This window comes from Tychonema sp. LEGE 06208, from assembly GCF_015207505.1.
Lineage (GTDB): Bacteria > Cyanobacteriota > Cyanobacteriia > Cyanobacteriales > Microcoleaceae > Microcoleus.
Genome location: NZ_JADEWT010000022.1, coordinates 1 through 18,514, shown reverse-complemented (window position 1 = coordinate 18,514; position 18,514 = coordinate 1). Strand labels below are relative to the sequence as shown.

General features: G+C 45.9%; 23 protein-coding genes. 10 read left to right on the top strand and 13 right to left on the bottom strand.

The features are described from left to right. Positions 1-68: 68 nt before the first annotated feature. The 3 genes from IQ263_RS08335 (at position 69) to IQ263_RS08325 (ending at position 2,313) form a co-directional block, all read left to right on the top strand. Positions 69-809, top strand: coding sequence for a sirohydrochlorin chelatase (locus IQ263_RS08335; RefSeq protein ID WP_228049888.1), 741 nt, complete (start codon positions 69-71; stop codon positions 807-809). Continuing rightward, a complete protein-coding gene (gene cobA / locus IQ263_RS08330; protein ID WP_194067017.1) occupies positions 806-1,630 on the top strand; it encodes a uroporphyrinogen-III C-methyltransferase in 825 nt (274 codons plus the stop codon). Before IQ263_RS08335 ends, cobA begins: the two co-directional genes overlap by 4 nt. 95 nt (positions 1,631-1,725) lie before the next feature. Next, complete coding sequence (locus IQ263_RS08325) at positions 1,726-2,313, top strand: cytochrome b (RefSeq protein WP_194067016.1); 588 nt, start codon at positions 1,726-1,728, stop codon at positions 2,311-2,313. Between the two features lie 359 nt (positions 2,314-2,672). On the opposite strand, the gene IQ263_RS08320 is transcribed toward IQ263_RS08325, so the two are convergent. Then, positions 2,673-4,925 carry a transglycosylase domain-containing protein gene (locus tag IQ263_RS08320; RefSeq protein WP_194067015.1) on the bottom strand — a complete coding sequence of 751 codons (2,253 nt, stop codon included), beginning with the start codon at positions 4,923-4,925 and terminating at the stop codon, positions 2,673-2,675. 57 nt (positions 4,926-4,982) lie between these two features. Between IQ263_RS08320 and IQ263_RS08315 the strand changes: the two genes are divergently transcribed. Then, on the top strand, positions 4,983-5,189 hold the full coding sequence (locus IQ263_RS08315; RefSeq protein WP_194067014.1) for a hypothetical protein: 207 nt from the start codon (positions 4,983-4,985) through the stop codon (positions 5,187-5,189). Positions 5,190-5,368: 179 nt separating this feature from the next. On the opposite strand, the gene IQ263_RS08310 is transcribed toward IQ263_RS08315, so the two are convergent. The 6 genes from IQ263_RS08310 to IQ263_RS08285 form a co-directional block, all read right to left on the bottom strand. Then, positions 5,369-5,491, bottom strand: coding sequence for a photosystem II reaction center protein J (locus IQ263_RS08310; RefSeq protein WP_006635506.1), 123 nt, complete (start codon positions 5,489-5,491; stop codon positions 5,369-5,371). Positions 5,492-5,560: 69 nt separating this feature from the next. Continuing rightward, positions 5,561-5,683: a photosystem II reaction center protein PsbL gene (gene psbL, locus IQ263_RS08305; RefSeq protein ID WP_194009017.1), complete on the bottom strand. Its 123-nt coding sequence runs from the start codon at positions 5,681-5,683 to the stop codon at positions 5,561-5,563. Positions 5,684-5,692: 9 nt separating this feature from the next. Then, complete coding sequence (psbF, locus tag IQ263_RS08300; RefSeq protein WP_194009016.1) at positions 5,693-5,830, bottom strand: cytochrome b559 subunit beta; 138 nt, start codon at positions 5,828-5,830, stop codon at positions 5,693-5,695. Positions 5,831-5,850: 20 nt separating this feature from the next. Next, positions 5,851-6,099, bottom strand: coding sequence for a cytochrome b559 subunit alpha (gene psbE / locus IQ263_RS08295; protein WP_194009015.1), 249 nt, complete (start codon positions 6,097-6,099; stop codon positions 5,851-5,853). Between the two features lie 56 nt (positions 6,100-6,155). Further along, positions 6,156-7,172, bottom strand: coding sequence for a photosynthesis system II assembly factor Ycf48 (locus IQ263_RS08290; RefSeq protein ID WP_194067013.1), 1,017 nt, complete (start codon positions 7,170-7,172; stop codon positions 6,156-6,158). Continuing rightward, a complete protein-coding gene (locus IQ263_RS08285) occupies positions 7,159-7,494 on the bottom strand; it encodes a rubredoxin (protein ID WP_194067012.1) in 336 nt (111 codons plus the stop codon). Before IQ263_RS08285 ends, IQ263_RS08290 begins: the two co-directional genes overlap by 14 nt. Positions 7,495-7,893: 399 nt before the next feature. Between IQ263_RS08285 and ndhC the strand changes: the two genes are divergently transcribed. From ndhC to IQ263_RS08270, 3 genes are read left to right on the top strand one after another with little or no spacing between them, the layout of a single operon-like run. Continuing rightward, complete coding sequence (ndhC, locus tag IQ263_RS08280) at positions 7,894-8,256, top strand: photosynthetic/respiratory NAD(P)H-quinone oxidoreductase subunit C (RefSeq protein WP_006635500.1); 363 nt, start codon at positions 7,894-7,896, stop codon at positions 8,254-8,256. Further along, positions 8,247-8,972: a photosynthetic/respiratory NAD(P)H-quinone oxidoreductase subunit K gene (ndhK, locus tag IQ263_RS08275; RefSeq protein ID WP_194067011.1), complete on the top strand. Its 726-nt coding sequence runs from the start codon at positions 8,247-8,249 to the stop codon at positions 8,970-8,972. The genes ndhC and ndhK overlap by 10 nt, the downstream gene beginning before the upstream one ends. After that, on the top strand, positions 8,965-9,468 hold the full coding sequence (locus IQ263_RS08270; RefSeq protein ID WP_194067010.1) for an NAD(P)H-quinone oxidoreductase subunit J: 504 nt from the start codon (positions 8,965-8,967) through the stop codon (positions 9,466-9,468). The genes ndhK and IQ263_RS08270 overlap by 8 nt, the downstream gene beginning before the upstream one ends. Positions 9,469-9,711: 243 nt before the next feature. Here the strand turns inward: IQ263_RS08270 and IQ263_RS08265 are convergent, their stop codons facing one another. Beyond that, entirely contained in the window at positions 9,712-10,152 is a 441-nt protein-coding gene (locus tag IQ263_RS08265) for a GNAT family N-acetyltransferase (RefSeq protein WP_194067009.1), read from the bottom strand. A gap of 118 nt (positions 10,153-10,270) precedes the next feature. On the opposite strand from IQ263_RS08265, the gene IQ263_RS08260 reads away from it, so the two are divergent. The 3 genes from IQ263_RS08260 to IQ263_RS08250 all read left to right on the top strand — a co-directional run bounded on the left by IQ263_RS08260 (position 10,271) and on the right by IQ263_RS08250 (position 12,774). After that, positions 10,271-10,519, top strand: coding sequence for a DUF4926 domain-containing protein (locus IQ263_RS08260; protein ID WP_194067008.1), 249 nt, complete (start codon positions 10,271-10,273; stop codon positions 10,517-10,519). A gap of 132 nt (positions 10,520-10,651) precedes the next feature. Beyond that, on the top strand, positions 10,652-11,314 hold the full coding sequence (locus IQ263_RS28345; protein WP_194067046.1) for a type II restriction-modification system restriction endonuclease: 663 nt from the start codon (positions 10,652-10,654) through the stop codon (positions 11,312-11,314). Positions 11,315-11,394: 80 nt separating this feature from the next. Beyond that, a complete protein-coding gene (locus tag IQ263_RS08250) occupies positions 11,395-12,774 on the top strand; it encodes a class I SAM-dependent methyltransferase (RefSeq protein ID WP_228049886.1) in 1,380 nt (459 codons plus the stop codon). Between the two features lie 16 nt (positions 12,775-12,790). On the opposite strand, the gene IQ263_RS08245 is transcribed toward IQ263_RS08250, so the two are convergent. The 5 genes from IQ263_RS08245 to IQ263_RS08225 all read right to left on the bottom strand — a co-directional run. Continuing rightward, positions 12,791-14,056 carry an ABC transporter permease gene (locus IQ263_RS08245; protein WP_194067006.1) on the bottom strand — a complete coding sequence of 422 codons (1,266 nt, stop codon included), beginning with the start codon at positions 14,054-14,056 and terminating at the stop codon, positions 12,791-12,793. Positions 14,057-14,491: 435 nt separating this feature from the next. After that, positions 14,492-16,309, bottom strand: a complete 1,818-nt coding sequence (locus IQ263_RS08240) for an efflux RND transporter periplasmic adaptor subunit (RefSeq protein ID WP_194067005.1) — start codon at positions 16,307-16,309, stop codon at positions 14,492-14,494. A 240-nt stretch (positions 16,310-16,549) separates the two neighbouring features. Further along, entirely contained in the window at positions 16,550-17,152 is a 603-nt protein-coding gene (locus IQ263_RS08235; RefSeq protein WP_194067004.1) for a hypothetical protein, read from the bottom strand. After that, complete coding sequence (locus tag IQ263_RS08230) at positions 17,149-17,442, bottom strand: hypothetical protein (protein WP_194067003.1); 294 nt, start codon at positions 17,440-17,442, stop codon at positions 17,149-17,151. Before IQ263_RS08230 ends, IQ263_RS08235 begins: the two co-directional genes overlap by 4 nt. A gap of 469 nt (positions 17,443-17,911) precedes the next feature. Next, positions 17,912-18,514 (bottom strand): M16 family metallopeptidase (locus tag IQ263_RS08225; RefSeq protein WP_194067002.1); only part of this gene is annotated, 603 nt, incomplete at its 5' end.

Sequence of the window (18,514 nt, the reverse complement as noted above, 5' to 3'; positions counted from 1 at the left end):
GAAGTCGTGCACCCTACGGTGTTATAATTATTATAAATTTTCTGTCGAACATTCACATCAAATCCCTATTGAAATTGCGATCGACCTATTTATTAGTTTCTCACGGCAGCCGTGACCCCAGACCCCAACGGGCTTTGGAAAACCTCGGTCAACTGCTTTCTCAAAAATTAGCCAACTCGTTCCCCGCAGTAGCAACCGCCACCTTAGAATTCGGGCCCGCACCGCTGCACGAACAAATTTGCAGTTTTGGCGAACGTACCCTGTCGCTGGGGCTGACACAATTGCAAATCCTGCCCGCATTTTTATTACCGGGAGTTCACGTCGCCGAAGACATACCCGCAGAGGTAGAAACTGCCCAAAAAACTTTGGGTTCCCAACTAAAAATTGCATTGCGCCCGCATTTAGGTTCCCAGGAAGCTGGCTTAACACGCTTGCTAAAAAATCAGATGCAAGATGTGGCTTTTCTCCCCAATTTGCTATTGCCAAAATGGATTTTACTATCTCACGGCAGCCGCCGCCCCGCAGGTAACTCGACGGTGGAGAAAATTGCCAGGGAACTCGGTGCCGAGACAGCTTATTGGTCGGTACAGCCGAGTTTGGAAGCACAAATTGATAATTTGGTTCGTGGTGGACAGCAGCAAATAGGAATTGTGCCATACTTCTTATTTAATGGAGGAATTACAGATGCGATCGCCAAAAATGTCGCACAGCTAAAGCAGCAATTTCCGGCGGCGGAACTTCATCTGGCAAACCCTCTAGGCGCAAGTGCAGAATTAGCAGATTTAATTGGGAATTTAATTCAAAAATGAACGGCAGAGGCACGGAAGAGGTAAAGGAAGACAGAAAAATGTCTTTAGGTAAAGTGTATTTAGTAGGTGCCGGGCCAGGAGATCCGGGTTTGATGACCTTGAAGGGAAAGGCTTTGTTAGAGTGTGCGGATGTGGTGATTTACGACGCTTTAGTCAGCCCTCAAATTTTGGCAGCCATCAATCCCGAAGCAGTACGAATTGATGCTGGAAAACGCAAAGGCCGCCACTCGTTAATGCAGGACGAAACAACTGATCTATTGATAGAAAAAGCTCAAAATAATGCGATCGTAGTTCGTCTTAAAGGTGGCGATCCTTTTATTTTCGGGCGCGGCGGCGAAGAAATGGAAGATTTGGTAAAAGCTGGAGTTGCGGTTGAAGTTGTACCAGGTGTAACTTCCGGGATTGCGGCTGCGGCTTATGCGGGAATTCCTCTGACACACCGATCGTACAGTTCGTCAGTCACCTTTGTCACCGGCCACGAATCAGCGGGAAAATATCGGCCGGAGGTAAATTGGCAGGCGATCGCCCGCGGCTCCGAAACCATTGTAGTATACATGGGAATCCACAATTTGCCTTACATTATCGACCAGTTAACAGCAGCCGAATTGAGCGCAGAAACGCCCGTAGCATTAGTGCGCTGGGGAACGCGGCCGGAACAAGAAGAATTGATCGGAACTTTGGGTACAATTGTAGAGCAAGTTGAGGCGACTGGATTTTCAGCACCTGCGATCGCCGTCATCGGAAATGTAGTTAATTTGCACTCTATTTTGTCTGGATGTCGCCCTGTTTATCAAACTCAGGACTTGAGCATCGAGGGCTAGAAACCCGGTTTCTAGGAAATATTTGCTGTCCCCTCACGAGAAATCTAGGAATCAACCCAGTTTCTGAGATTGCAAGTGCGTCTAGGAGGTATTTGATGAGTTCCGAATTAGTTCCGCAAACAAAGCCCCAACCTCGATCGAATTCAGCCTTCAAGCAATTGTGGTCAATGCACGCGGTGATGGCAACCTGTTATCTGCTGCTGCTGGCTGGGGGACTTTTGATGGTAAAAATGCCAGACAATACACCATTGCAAGGCAACGCTTACAGCTTGCACAAATCGATTGGGGCGCTGACAATGGCATTGCTAACTTGGCGTATTTTCATTTTGCAGCGGGTTTGGTGGCGCAAGTATACGCGCCGCCTTCCCAAGTTTACAGGTGAGTGGATTCGCACGTTTCTACTGCACGCAGCAATTTATTTGTTTATGGTAGCGGTTCCTCTGAGCGGATTTTTCCTCTCTAATTCTTACAAAAGCGGGAATGTGCCTTTTTTCTGGGTTGCAACGTTGCCCGATATTTTTCCTCAAAATGCAGCGGTTGTAGATTTGGCAAGAAATATCCATTTCTGGATGGTTTATACTTTCCTGGCCTTTATTGTACTGCACGCGATCGACCAACGAAAATATGTGCGATCGATCTGGAGGCGAACCACCCAAGCCCTAAAAAAAGCATCCCTGAGTTAATACAATGTTCAAAACTTTTGCAACAATTGGTTCGTAGTACGGACTTTAGTCCGCTTAGGAGCGAAAACTTAATAAGTTAAACACCTCCTACAGTCCTCTCTCCTGTAAGTTGCCAGATAAAAGGAGGCTCTTCCTCGCCCCAGAAGCATTACCAGGCAGAGCGAAAGTAACGAGCAATCGCTTAAGTTATTAAATTTTCATTCCTTAGATTCTCCAACTCCAAGCGTATGCAAGTCCGCACTACGAACCGTTTTTGTTATGGTAATCCACCCGATTTGGTATCAGGTGCGCCACCGAAATGACCAATGACTACTAACTAATGACTAATGACTAATGACTAATGACCAATGACTAATGACTTAACGCGCCACTTGCCGCATATATTCCCCCCACAACTGAGCAGCATTTGCACTACCTCCGGCAGTCGGAGAATTATCATCATTCCCCAACCAAACTCCCGTCACCATTTGCTGGCTTGGAATATAACCGACAAACCACAAATCTTTATTATCATTAGTCGTGCCTGTTTTTCCAGCTTCTCCCAACCCCAAAGCAGCACTGCTCCCCGTACCTCCCCGCACCACACCTTGCAGCATATCAGTCATGGTATCCGCTACAGCTTCAGAAACTAACTGCCGGTTGGCAACGCTATCTTTTTGATAGTCATAAATCACCCGACAACTGTTAAAATCATTTCGATCTTTGCAATCGCTGCTGTCAATAATTCGCTTAATTACGTGGGGGCGGTTTCCCAAACCACGGTTCGCCAAAACCCCGAATGCACCCGTTAATTGCAATACGTTAACTTCACTTTCACCTAATACCAAACCGGGGGAAGAACGCAGTGGAGATGTAATGCCCAAACGTCTGGCCATTCCCACTACATTGTCTAAACCGACATCTTGTGCTACTCTCAAAGCAATTACATTTTCCGACTGTGCTATGCCCCGATACATATCAGCACTGCCGCTGGTTCTTTCGCAGCCGCTGTAAGTTTGTCCGCCCCAGGAAAGCGGCTCGCAAGAATAGGTTTTGGTGGGGGGAATTCCGCGTTCTAGGGCTGCTGTATAGGCAAAAATCTTAAATGTAGAACCGGGCTGTCTCAATGCTTGGGTAGCTCGATTAAACTGACTTTGCAAGTAACTTACGCCCCCAACTAATGCTAAGACTTCTCCGGTGGCAGTATTGAGAGTTACTACGGCTCCTTGAGAAAAACCTGCACTGGCTCCGGCATTTTCTACGGCATTCTTGAGGGAAGATTCGGCTACTTTTTGCAGGCCGGGATTCAAGCCTGTTTCTACTATAAAATTACCTTCTCTGGCTAACTGCTCCCCCAGCAAAAACTCCAATTCGTCAAATACATAACTGTAGAAATAAGGAGCGATCGTACTTTGCAGATATTGGCGGGCTTTGGGATTGATGTCGATTCGCGATCGCCTCGCGCGATCGGCTTCTTCCTGAGAAATTGTCCCCAGTGCCCGCATCCGTTCGATCACCCGATCGCGATACTGCACAGCCAACTGATAATTTTGAATCGGATTGAAACTATTTGGTGCGGGCAAAATACCCGCCAAAGTCGCCGCCTCCGACAAACTTAAATCCTTCGCCGACTTGCCAAAATAAAACCGAGACGCATCCTCAAAACCGTACAGGTCAATTCCCAAAAACACGCGATTCAAATAAGTCAGCAACAATTCGTCTTTGCTGTAATAATTCTCCAGTTTCAACGCAACTACGGCTTCCCGCAATTTGCGTCCGGCAGAATCTTGAGTTCCCACATAATCTCGAAACAAACTCCTCGCTAACTGCTGCGTCACTGTGCTGCCGCCTTCGCGAATTCCTCCGCCGCGCACGTTGGTCAACAGTGCGCGCAAAACCCCGATCGGATCTACGCCCAAATGCCAATAGTAGCGGCTGTCTTCGGAAGCAAGTACCGCCTTGGACAAATAAGGCGAAAAATCCTGCAATTCCTTTAATTCTACGTGAGCGTTATTCTGAGGAGGGCGCAGGGGAGTTTGTCCGTCGCGGGCGTAAACAATCACGGGGCCGTTGATGCTTCTCGGCAGAGGCCGCACTTGAAACTTGGTCGATTCAACACCTACCAACACCGCAATCAAAGCGGTGATGCCGCTGACTCCGTAAAAGCTGTAGCGCACAAGTTCCAAATACCAAGGCGGGGGATCTACGTACTGAACTCTGACGGCGGCGGCGAGTTCCGGCGGGCCCAAGGTGAACACGTCTCCGTGACGCAGGGACATACTTTTAACTCGCCTTTTGCCGGAGTAAATGCCGTTGGTTGAGTCTTCGTCTTTGATGACAAAAGGAGTCCGCCGCCGAGTATCCCGCGACAGGGATAGGTGGACGTGACTGACAACGGGATTGCGAACTACAATATCTGATGATTTGGACGATCGACCTAACAAATATCGATCGCCCAATAGCGGATAAACCTCAGCTTTAGCTGCACCCGCATCTTGTACCCACAGTTCGGGTACTTTGGCATTCGGTTTCAGGGCTAGCTGGTTAAAATTAACCTTGGCAATAGTCTGGACTGCTTGGGTGATCGCACCCAAGACGGTTTGAGGTTTGCGGGGCGGCTGCGGTGGGGTCATATTTCGCTATGGACTACGATCGAGCGATCGGCTCTTGCACTATTCTACTCGCAACTTTTGGCTAATTCCCAAAGCAAGCCCGATGAGATAAAAATCCAGTTTTTATGGATCTATCTCGAAATCAACCGGATTTCGGGCGAGATTGCCCCAGGAGTTCAGAAACCTGGTTTCTGCGAAAATCTCGGTTTGCTGGCGAAATCTCTCGAAGGAAACCCGGTTTCGGGCGAGATTTTCTCGTGGGTTCGTAGTGTGGATCTGATATGAGAGCGTGATTGGTTAACCCGTCCCTACAGGTTTATTGACCAAAAGCAGTTGAAGATCATAAACTTGCCAAATAATCAACAGTTTTTCTAATATTTATCCCGGATTGACCAACCAAATTCGCATAATTAAACCCCCCTTTTTTTAGGGGGGTTTGAGGCGTAAAATACGCGAGATTCTCCTTACATCGAAGAACCCAAACCGGCATAAGCGCCGTAGAAGAAAAGGCTCACAATGCTCAGAACACCTAGGCCTGCGACAGTAGCTACCAGCCACAAAGGAATTCTGCCACTTTCACTAAACATAGCCATCACCTCATTAATTCACAGCAAAACAAATTCATCGAACTGCAGACATCAAACTAGCGTCACCAGTTAGTTAAAGAAATAACTGGAGAACAAAATACCCAGACAAAAAATCATCAACAGACCCAAATAAAGGGAAGTCCGATTTAACTCGACGGGTTGTTCGTTGGGATTAGGAATGCGTTCAGGCATCGTAAACTCCTATGGTTGAATAAATTGCATTGCTGCGATCGCGCCCAAAAAGAAAATTGTTGGGACACCTAAAGTATGAACTGCCAACCAGCGTACCGTAAAAATCGGATACGAAATCGGCTCATTGTTTGGCGTTCTGCTAGTCATTTTTCCAACTCCTTGTTAAATTACTTGGCAATGAACTGATCTACTTGTTGTTTAGCTTCAAAGCGATCCGAGACAATCGGGATTTCTTGGCGCTGCTCTGTGAAATACTGGTTGGGGCGAGGAGTGCCAAAAGCATCGTAAGCCAAACCGGTTTGCACAAACAACCATCCAGCAATAAACAAAGCCGGAATGGTGATGCTGTGAATTACCCAATAACGGATACTTGTAATAATGTCCCCAAACGGACGCTCTCCAGTTGTACCTGACATTTAGAATCCTCCTTTCAACAACAAATCGACAGACAATCTCTATTACTATTCTACTATCAAGCAGCTTGTGCTGAACCTTGATATTTCAGTAGAGTGCCCTTAGCGCCGAGCACAAATCCGCGATCGGGCCCCATGAAGACAATTTTGTAAAAATTAGCGGGAACATCCTCAACTTCGCGGTCTTTTTGCCAAGTTTTCCCGCCATCTAAGCTGCACAGCAAATTGCCGCCGCCGCCGGCTACCCAAACTTCATTATCAGTCCGGTAAGCCAGGTCTAGCAAACCCCAACTTGCCTTGCGATCGGGAAAAAACGGTTTTGCCCAACCTTCGGCACTTTCTGGATCGCTAAATTGAATTTGACCGCCGCGGGCGAGCATCCACAAACGCCCGTCCTTGGTAAAGCCCATATTTTGCAAGCGGCGAGAACTATTGCGGTTGTGAGGTTCCCAAGCTTCTTGTCCGGGTTTCCACACGGAATAGAAATTGCCCTTGGAGGAAACTGCCACATATTGCCCGTCTTCAAAACGGTTGATGTTGCGAACTACCCCAAAGGAATCCTGAACGACAGCTTTCCAATTTTTGCCACCGTCAGAAGTCCGGTAAATTGCCCCCACATCCGTCGTCATCTCGGCGGCCTTCGGGCCCAAGGCGGCGATCGTACTTGGAGAACCCGGTAACTGAGAACTCAAAGCAATCCGCGTCCAAGAGTTGCCTTCATCGGTAGTGTGGAGCAAAACCGAAGGCTGGCCGACAATCCAGCCTTCGGAACCGGAAAAGCTCACCGACGAAAAACGCGACCTCGGCTCGTCAATATCCAGACCGATCTGCTTCCAGTTCGTGCCGCCGTCAGTCGTTTCAAACAGAGTTGCCTCCGAACCGACAACCCAGCCGCGATCGGGATTGCTGCCGGTAAAGGCAACATCCTGCAAATTAGCTTCCGTCGGCAAGGATATCACCTGCCAGGGGTTGTAACTCACAGAACCGATCGTGCTGCAACTCGTACAAATGAGCGCAGCCGCCAATAACATTACAATTCGTTGCCAAAATCTCACAATCGTCCTACTGCAAACCATACATACTAAGTAAAAACAAGAAACCAACGACCAAGCCGCCAAAAATCAGCAAACTTTTCTGACCTTCGGTCATACCGTTGACACCGACACCGTAGCGCTGATTTGCCTTAAATCCCGATACCCCTTCCTGCTGACCGAGGTTTTGAAACATCGGTTTGCGCGCCGCACAGACAGGACACACCCAAGTCATAGGCAAATCTTCAAAAGCCGTGCCAGGGGCAATATCAATTTTAGGATCGCCCTTTTTCGGGTTGTAGACGTAGCCGCAGGCGCGGCACTCGTGCCGATCGAGGGTTTTAGTCTCAGTGGCTGGATCGCTCATAGCTCCAAAAAAAGGGTACGTAAGCTAATCGTGAAGTACCTCAGCCAAACTTCGCGATAGTTGGGGCTTCCAACTAAAACTCAGATTAGGACGGTCTTATTCGTCTTCGAGATTTCCCGTTTCAACCGCCGATGCCACGTTGCGACACCACAAGGATGTTCGACATTTAAGTCGATCGTGGTCTTACTTAGCGTCCACAGGCAGCCGCCCGTCTTCCACAGGCAGTTAAAAAATTGTTGGCTTAGCCTGGATATTCCGGTTTTATTAAAAATATACATTAATAATTATTGCAGAAGATGGACGATTAATCTCAACTAATTCGTAATTCTAGCTACGCAGAATCCATATAATGTAAAGATAGAGTTACAAACCCTTTCACAGAGGCAGTAATTATTCACCGTGTTTGCACTCAGCGGCTACGAGTATTTTTTAGGCTTCCTGCTAATTTCGAGCCTAGTGCCTATCCTCGCCCTCACGGCGTCTAAGGTACTACGCCCCAAAAGTCGTCCCTACGACCGACGCACTACCTACGAATCTGGCGTCGAGCCCATCGGCGGAGCCTGGATTCAGTTCAACATCCGATATTATATGTTCGCCCTGGTCTTCGTCATCTTCGACGTAGAAACTGTCTTCCTATATCCTTGGGCGGTAGCTTTCAACCAGCTAGGACTCTTGGCTTTCATCGAAGCCTTGTTTTTTATCACGATCCTCGTTATTGCTCTTGTATATGCATGGCGCAAAGGAGCCTTAGAATGGTCTTAAGTTCAGACACATCACAAAAATCGCTAATTGTCAATCCGGCAGAGCGCCCGCAAGTCACATCCGAATTATCAGAGAACGTCATCCTAACCACGGTTGACGACATCTACAACTGGGCGAGACTTTCTAGCCTCTGGCCGCTGCTTTACGGTACGGCTTGCTGCTTCATCGAGTTTGCAGCTTTGATCGGTTCGCGCTTCGACTTCGACAGATTCGGCTTAGTACCGCGATCGAGCCCGCGGCAAGCCGACTTGTTAATCACCGCCGGTACAATTACCATGAAGTACGCCCCCATTTTGGTGCGGCTGTACGAACAAATGCCCGAACCCAAATATGTCATCGCGATGGGCGCTTGCACCATCACGGGCGGAATGTTCAGCGTAGACTCCCCCACAGCAGTCAGAGGCGTTGACAAACTGATTCCCGTAGATGTGTACATACCCGGCTGTCCTCCCCGTCCAGAAGCGATTATTGACGCAATTATCAAACTGCGGAAAAAAATCGCCAACGATTCGATGCAGGAACGCGGCAACTTGCTGCCCACCCACCGCTACTACACCAGACCCCACAAAATGAAAGTAGTAGATGACATCTTGGATGGCAAATATTTGTCAGTTCCCGGCCGGATGGCCCCACCGAAGGAATTGACGGAAGCAATGGGAATGCCAGTACCGCCCGCCCTGCTTGCAGGACAAAAACAGGAGGTACAACGTGGCTGAGACAGAAACCTCGATTGTTGAAGCTGGGAAGGTTTCTCAGTGGCTGACTCAAAATGGCTTTGAACACGAAGCTTTAGCGGCCGATAATTTGGGCGTGGAGATATTAAAGGTCGATCGCGAATTCCTAATTCCGATGTCAACAGCACTGTATGCCTACGGCTTCAATTATATGCAGTGCCAGTGCGCCTACGACCAAGGGCCTGGAGAAGATTTAGTCAGCGTCTATCACTTAGCCAAGCTGACAGATAATGCTTCCCATCCCGAAGAAGTCCGCGTCAAAGTATTTATCCCCCGCGAAGATCCGAGAGTACCATCAGTGTACTGGATTTGGAAAGCGGCAGATTTCCAAGAGCGGGAATCCTACGATATGTACGGCATTGTCTACGAAGGACATCCGAATCTGAAACGGATTTTGATGAACGAAGATTGGGTAGGCTGGCCGCTGCGGAAAGATTACATTTCCCCCGATTTCTACGAATTGCAAGACGCTTATTAAGTGAGTTTTGCGAGGGCGGGTTTAGAGCATAAAATTTGACTTTTGCCGTCAATTTTTATGTGATACTCGCCCTCTATTTTTTAATTAACTGGTTCCCCGGATCGGTCTGGGAACCGATGTCTAGAGGCTCTGCCTCGTTGGGAAAAATTGGAAGAGCACGACGGATTTTGACACCGATACACGGATGGGTTGAGCGATCGCGCTGATGATAGTCGATCGCACAGATTTAGCAATATACATGAATTACAACGGGAGTGAGTAATTATAGAACACCTCATCTTTGACATACCCACGAGATTCGTAAAGTGATTGTGCACTTTGATTGGTTATCTGCGTAGATAATGCAATTTCCACGGCACCCGTTTGACGTGCAAAGCTTTCCGCCGCTTGCATTAATTGTGCTCCAACACCTTGCCGGCGAGCCGTTTCTTCAACAAACAAATCATTCAAAATCCAAAGTCGTTTCATTAAAGCTGACGAAAAACTCGGATAAAGCTGAGTAAAACCCACACCCCGAAGTTCATCCAACGCAATGAATATTGTTGAGTCACCCTGTTGGAAACGCATTTGGATAAACTGACGGGCTGCATCAATATCCGAAACCTGAGCGTAAAACATTCGATAGCGATCGAACAACCGCGTCACCTCATCCAAATCATCCATGTGCGCCAACCGAACTTCCATCCCAAACCTCGCTCGCAATTAACCCGATTATATCGGAGTGGCTGGATTATTGAGCATGATTCGGAGATTCCGAGATTAACAACCTGCTATCCTCGCTTCGTGCGTGGAGGTAATAAGAGTGGCAAAGAATACAATTAAATTACTAGATGTCGTTGCATTGACAGTTGACCTTCCTGAATACAACCTGTGGCGCGGACAAGTAGGGACTGTGGTTGAACTGTTGGCTGATGGTGCAGCGTTTGAGGTTGAATTTAGCGATCGCAACGGACGCACTTATGAGTCTGTCGGGCTGCATCCAGAGCAAATCATGGTGTTGTACTTTGAGCCAGCATCACCCGATATCAAACCCGAAATGGTTACAGCATAAGTGGGAGAATAACTTGCGGGCTTGATAAAAAATCAGAGTTCAGGTTGATAAGTGAAATAGCTAATAAACCTGCGATCTTTAATGATACCGTTTAATGGGTCAGTAAATTAAATAATCTGGTGGTTCATCAAAATAACGATTCTGACCGTAGAAATTCTTTGTTCTGAGGCAGCAATATTTTCAGCCGCCGAGTCTCAACATCCAGAACCTCTGCTTTACGGAGTCACAGACGGAAAGGCTATTGGGACATATTTAGAACAAAAGTTCAAACTGTATCTCAAGCTGCGATATGAATTTTTAGAAGGAAATTCAGCAAGCGGCATCGATTTTCCCGGGCTACTTGTGGATGTCAAGGTAACAAGCGTTAGACAACCACAATCCTCATGCCCTTTTAAATCTGCAAGACAAAAGATTTTTGGGCTGGGATATTCACTGATTATCTTTGTTTACGAAAAGACAGACAACAGTACAAATCGAACTGCAACGCTGAATATTTTGCATACAATTTACGTAAGTGCCGAAAGAACAGCAGATTTTCAAATGACCCGTGGAATTCGCAATATTTTAGACAACGAAGGCAACAAAGATGATTTGCTGGCTTTTCTGCTTGACAAAAATCTACCAGTTGACGAAATAGAGGCAGATAAAATTGTAGGCGAAATCATGATAAATCCGCCACTACAGGGTTTTTTAACCATTTCTAATGCGTTACAATGGCGACTTCAGTATGGCAGAGTAATTGAGCGTGCCGGACAACAAGACGGCGTTATCGCAGTTTATAGATTTAACTCATGATTTCCACAGTTCGCAAAACAAAACTAGAATATGGGGATTTTCAGACACCGCTGGAATTAGCCGAGATGGTGTGTCGGAAATTGATAGAACTTGATATTAACCCCAAAATCATCATTGAGCCAACTTGCGGCATAGGTAATTTCATTCAAGCTGCTGCAAATTCCTTTCCATCCGCCAGCAAGATTATCGGCGTTGAAATAAATCAAATTTACTTAACAGAATTACGAACCAAACATCAATTGTTACAGGATGAAAGATGTGAGGTTAAGCAGGGAGATTTTTTTGAGTTTGACTGGACATCATTAATCAAGCAATTTAATCATCAGGTGTTGGTACTTGGTAACTTTCCTTGGGTGACAAACTCACACCAAGGAACTATTGGTAGTGAAAATTTGCCTAAAAAAAGTAATTTTCAAAAGCACGCTGGCTTAGATGCACTCACAGGTAAAAGTAATTTTGATATCTCAGAATGGATGCTAATTAAAGCAATTCATTGGTTGCAAAATCGTGACGCAACTCTGGCAATGCTTTGCAAGACTTCCGTTGCTCGAAAGTTATTGAACTACATTCATTCAGAAAAACTTAATCTCGCTAGCTGTGCAACTTACAAAATAGATGCTAAAAAGTATTTTGATGCAAATGTGGATGCCTGTTTGTTAGTCTGCCAGTTTGACTCAAGCTCGCAGAACTACTTCTGCGATGTATTTAGCAGTTTAGAAAGTTCAGATTACCACCGCATAGGATATCAAAATAATCTTCTAATTAAAGATATAGATTCTTTCAACAAGTTGAGTAATTTATATATTGTAAAGTCAGGCACGAAATGGCGATCGGGGGTAAAGCATGACTGCTCGAATGTAATGGAGTTTCGGAAAATTGATAATCTTTTTGTCAATGGCTTTGGGGAAGCTGTCGAACTTGAGGAAACTTATCTATTTCCGCTACTTAAAGGCTCGGATGTTGCTCAAAATCGAATTAATGCCACAAATCGCTATATTTTAGTAACTCAAAAATTCATTGGCGAGTCAACCGAATCTATCAGACAAATAGCTCCTAAAACCTGGCGTTATCTCGAAGATAACGCACCATATCTAGACAATCGCAAAAGCAAGATTTATCAACAGAATCCTCGCTTTTCTGTTTTTGGAGTTGGCGATTATAGTTTTAAATTGTGGAAGATTGCAATTTGCGGACTTTATAAAAAATTGAATTTCAGATTAATTGGTGCAATTGCTAATAAACCTGTAATATTTGATGATACTGTTTATTTTGTCAGCTTTGAAGACGAGGGAATCGCACGTAAAACTTTTGAGCTTTTGAATTCACCTGCTGCAATTAGCTTTTATTCATCGATGGTATTTTGGGATGAAAAGCGCCCGATTAAATCTAGCATCTTAAATTGTCTCAATCTAACATTGCTGGCAGATTTGGAATCTTTAACCGCAGATGCACGCAGATAAACGCGGATGAGTCAGTTCAATCATTGCGTAAAGCTGCGATCGGATCTAAGCGAGCGGCATTCCTGGCCGGCAATACTCCTGCTAGTAGCCCGACGGTAAAAGATAGCCCAAAACCTGCTGATATCGACCATACAGACACTACAAACGGAAATTTGAACGCTGTCGCGGCCCCAAAGGCGATCGCAATTCCCAACCCAATACCCGCCGTTCCCCCCACGGTGGACACTAAAATAGATTCCGCCATAAATTGAATCAGAATTGCTGCATTAGTAGCGCCAACCGCTTTGCGAATCCCGATTTCCTTAGTCCGCTCCACAACAGACACCAACATAATATTAGCAATACCGATGCCGCCAACAACCAAAGAAATTCCGGCGATCGATCCCACCATAACTGTAAATAAACCTATCACATTGCTGAAAGTATTAACAATCTCAGTTTGATTGACAACTCGAAAATCATCCGCTTGCGGCGGGTAAATATTGTGGCGCAAACGCAGGATATTTTCAACTTGGAATTGAGCATCCGCTAAATCCGCTTCGCCGGCAGTTTCCAACCAAAAACCAGAGATGGCAATCCCGGCCAAAGAATTTCTCCCCACAATCCGCGAAGACATATTTTTGAGGGGAATATACACTCGATCGTCCTGATCGGTTCCCCCTACAGACCCCTTGGTTTCCATCACTCCAATCACCTTGTAGCGGTTTCCCTGAATACGAATATCGGATGATAACGCATTAACTCCGGCTCCAAAAAGTTCGTCCCGCACCTTAGAACCGAGGACGACTACTGGCTCAGCAGCATTCAATTCATCCTCAGTAAAAAACCGTCCTTGTTGGGGTTGAATGTTCTTCACATCTGGATAGTTTAAATCTGTTCCCAAGATAGCAGTAAATGAATTTTGTCCGCCGTAAACGATTTGCACTTGGCGCTGCAAATAAGCGGTAATTGCTTTGACTGCGGGAGCTTGTTTGCCGATCGCCTTTGCGTCATCCCAAGTCAGCGTAGTAGCAGAACCGCTTCCCTGACTGACACCGCCCGATCGCGAAGCACCGGATAACACCAACAACACATTTGTACCCAAAGATTTTAACTGTTCTTCTGTTGATTTTTGGACTCCTTGTCCTACCGAAGTAATGGCAATTACTGAAGATATCCCAATAATTACACCCAGCATGGTTAAACTGGTACGCAATTTGTTATTCCACAGCGCTTCTGTCGCCATGAAGGCGATTTGAACGTTGGATATTTTTTTGATAGGTGGGCGAGTTTTTAATTTCATTAGGTGGTTGGGAATTGGTAATTAGTTAGATTAATTCCGGTTGTACGTCAGGTGATTGTTAACTGTTAACTGTTGACTGTTGACTGTTGACTGTTGACTCGATTATATTATTCCGATGCAAGCGCAAACGATATTATTGAGAGATTGAAGGAAGAAGGAAGAAGCAGCGGGGAATAAAAAAGCAGGAAGAGGCGGGAAAAAACAGCTATTTCTATATCCGTGATTTTTTTGACGTGTTGGTGATCGGTAATTGGTAATTGGTAATTGGTAATCGGTAATTGGCAATCGATAATTGTTAACCACTAACCACTAACTAATGACTAATGACTAATGACTAATGACTAATGACTAATGACTAATGACTAATGACTAATGACTAATGACTAATGACTAATGACTAATGACTAATGACTACTGACTACTGACTACTGACTATTAACGCAATCGCGTTCTACCACCTGGTTGCAAACCCGGAATTCCGCCCGACGATGGATTTTGGGATCTAGGCCGCAATCCGGAGGGTAAACTAAGCAGCACTTTTTCATCTCCTTTCAAACCCGATCGCACTTCCGTCTTGTCATCCACCGTCATACCAGTTTTAATCGGCATAAAAGCAGGTTTGCCATCTTTTCCACCGGGAACAAATACCCCGGTTGCCCTTTGTTGGCGGACAATTGCCGCAGTGGGGACTACCAAAACATTTTTGAGCTCGCCTGCTTTAAACTCTACGTTGACATTCATCCCAGAACGCAGCATTTGTTTGTCATCAATAATTGCGGCTCTTACCTCAAAACTCGTCACATTTTGCTGGACGATCGACTGAGGCGAAATTTGAGTGATTTTACCGGCAAAAGTCTTTCCCGCAAAAGCATCAGCTTGAATAGACGCTGCTTGGCCGATCTGAATCTGAGCAATATTAGTTTCTGCTACGTTTGCGATTAATTGATTTTTTGAAGCTAAGGACAAAATCGAAGAAGAAGTTGCCGAAGAAACCGCACTTCCCGCCGTTGTGGGAGTCACGAAAGCGCCCGGATCTGCGTACTTGCGGGTGACAGTGCCGCTAAAAGGAGCCCGCAACACAGTGTCATCGATCAGGGCTTGAACGCTTTGCAGGCTGCCTCTAGCGGAGAGAACTTGGGCGCGGGCTTGGTCGATTTCTTCGGGGCGAGAACCGGCTTCTAGCAGCGCTAAAGCTTGCTGTTTTTGCTCGACGGCGGCGCGGGCTTGGGCGATTTCTTCGGGGCGCGCGCCCGATCGCACCAAGGCCAAAGCTTGCCGTTTTTGCTCCACAGCAGCCCGCCCTCCAGCGATATCTTCGGGGCGTGCTCCCGATCGCGCTAGGGCCAAAGCTTGCCGTTTCTGCTCCACTGCAGCCCTAGCTGCTGCGATTTCTTGGGGGCGAGCACCCGCTTTCAGCAAAGCTACAGCTTGTTCGGCTTGTCTGACTTGCGTGCCGGCTCGATCGCGCGCGGTGCGGGAATTGTTGACAACTTGCAAAGCAATCGCCCCAGCAGTATAAAGTTCTTGATTTCTCTGAAACTCTTCCTCTGCTTGATTTTTAGCGTATTCGGCATCTTTGAGTTTGGCACTTGCTTGGGCGATATCTTCAGGCCGATTTCCCTCAAGCAATTTTTGTAAATTTGCCTGTTGTTCAGCTAATTGTGCCTCGGCGACGACAATCTCCTGAGTTCGATTGCCATTGAGCAATTTTTGTAAATTTGCCTGTTGTTCAGCCAATTGCGCCTCAGCGACAGCAACATCTTGGCTGCGATTACCGTTGAGCAATTTTTCCAGACTTGCCTGTTGTTCTGATAAAACTGCCTTAGCCGCAGCAATATCTTGGCTTCGATTACCGTTGAGCAATTTTTGCAAGTTTGCTTCGGCGGCTGCGAGTTGTCCGCGAGTTTGGGTAAGTTGGCCTTGGAGGTTGGAGTCGTCCATGTAGGCGAGAATCTGCCCTTTTTCAACGCTATCTCCTTCGTTGACAAGCAAACTTTTGAGCATTCCTGAAGTTTTGGGGCTGACGTTGACGGAACGTTCCGGCACAATCGTGCCGTTTGCCGAAATTGTAATCGGCAGGTTCACCCTTTCTACAGCAACGGTTTTTTCCTTGCGCCCGGTTTCGCTACGCTGTTGGACTGCGAATTGGCTGTAAGCTGTGTAGCCTGCTCCTGCCAGCAATCCGGTGGCGAGAAGCCCGCCCAGCCAGGGAGTCAGCTCTTTTTTAATGTGAAAGTTTTTTACAAGGTACATATTCTAAAAAAGTACATATAGATTAGACCTCATGGGCCTGTATGTGATTTAGACCGATCGCGCACACTAAAGGTTCAATGGCAGCGTGCTGATTTTTTTGTGGCTTTTAATGCTTGCGGGCGATCGTCCCAGAAATCAGTAGAGTTCATCAGTTTATAATTTTGGGCGATCGGCAAATCACCCAATCTGACGCAGCCGAATCAACTTAAAAAGTTAAATACACAACTTGGGAGAATGTAACTACTCTAATCCAGATTGCTGCAACGCTTGTGCTAGCAAATCTACAACCTTTAGACATTCCCCCCATTCGTTTAAATAATTAAAATTTAGCCGATCGCCCTGTACCTTCACAACACCCAATACATCTTTCCACTGCCTTTTAAAAACAGCCCCATTCTGTTTATAGAAACAGAGTTTTTGCAGAATGATATCTTCGGCTGAATAAATATAAATTCCTCGCTCCGATCCAGCACTCGTAACGTGCAACTGGCGGCGGTTCATCACAGAAACCGAAAAAGGATCGTCATTACTCATTACAAAAAAATGAGCCTTTTCAATGGCAGGCAAATAAATCACATTAAAAGACGATTTGCGAGGTAAACTTTTAGATCTAAAAACTGCTTCAAATACCGCCGATTCGCTAATATAAAAATCGTCGGACATGGCGCAGATTAGTTGTGCCGCTTGCTGTGGCAAAATATTAATTATCAAATCTAAATTTTTTGTAGCTCTGTTTTCTCCCAGCAAAGAACTTGCCACAGAGCCACCAACTAAATAGGAAATGCCTAACGGTTCCAGAATATTGGCTATTTTTTCCGCCAACCAAATTGGATTTTGAATCACGAAATCACCCAATTATAAGTATAAAATAAAGTCTTTATCCCATCATAACCCAAAGGCATTTTAATAAATTCCTGCCTTTTCAATACAGGAATTTCACCCTTGTACTGGCTTTCTATTCCCGATATTGCTAGCCTTCGCACGGCTCGATTAAAGTCGATGGCGGGAGTTACTTTTTCTTGGGGAGTCAGCCGCTGCAACCGTTGAAACATCAGCAATTCGGCTTCTATGCTGGTGTCAAATGATTGGGGCTTGCATCCAGATTTGACTTGAATTACTGGAATTAAAATCATTTTTTTTTGTGCAGTAAACTTAGATCGCGTGCGAGCGATTACCATAATAAAAACGGTTTGTAGGGCGGACTTTATTCCGCTTTCCAGCACAGAACAATATTCCGCACGCGGGATCATTTTGAATGCGGTTCATCCATATAATATGACATTATTACATGAATTATTGGATGGTATAAAAACGCAGATAAACGCAGATATTTTTGATATAAACTAATTCCCAGATTCTGGTTGAGAATTTATTTTATTTTTGAAAAGCTTTGCTGGTTGGGAAGTTGAATATTGGAATATTGGATCGAATATTCAATAGAACGATCGCCTCCGGATCTGCGTTACCAGGCTCTGCCTGGTAACGAGTAATACCATTTTTCTAAAGATGTGCTGATGAAGTCTTAGCCCCCCCGATGCTTTGGGGAGTTGGGGGGTAATATCTAGCGCTACTTTATGAAATTGGTATAAACTCACAAATTTTTCAACAAACAGCCATCACACCCAATTCCTGGATCGCCGCCTCCGGGCCAACCAGAGAAATATACGGTTCGATGAAGTATTTCTTAGCAGCTTCCTGAGCTTGGGCTGTCGTAACTGCCGCAATTTCTGCTTGAAATTGCTCGTCAAATTTAATTCCCAATCCCAAAATTTCGTACCAGCCTAAAACTTGGGCAATTTGCGAATTAGTTTGTTTTCCTAAAGCATATTGACCGAGCATTTTATTCTTGCAATCTTGCAATTCTTCTTCGCTTAGTTGGGTGTTGGCTAGCCGATCGACCTCAGTACGCAATCCTTCAAAAGCTGTCACCGTATTTTCCGGTGCTGTACCGATGTAGGCGACAAACTGAGCCGCGTCTAGGCGTGTCGCGTAGAGGGCGGAAACGTCGTAAGCTAAGCCCCGTTTTTCCCGCAATTCCACAAACAACCGGCTCGACAAACCGTTACCCAAATAGGTATTGAGCAACTTAATTGCTGCGTAGTCGGGATTTTTTACCGAGGGTGCAAGGTAGCCGAGCAAAATCACTGATTGCTGGGTATCTTGCGCTTTAGCTACGGTTTGAGGGGAGGGGGTGAGGGCTGTCTC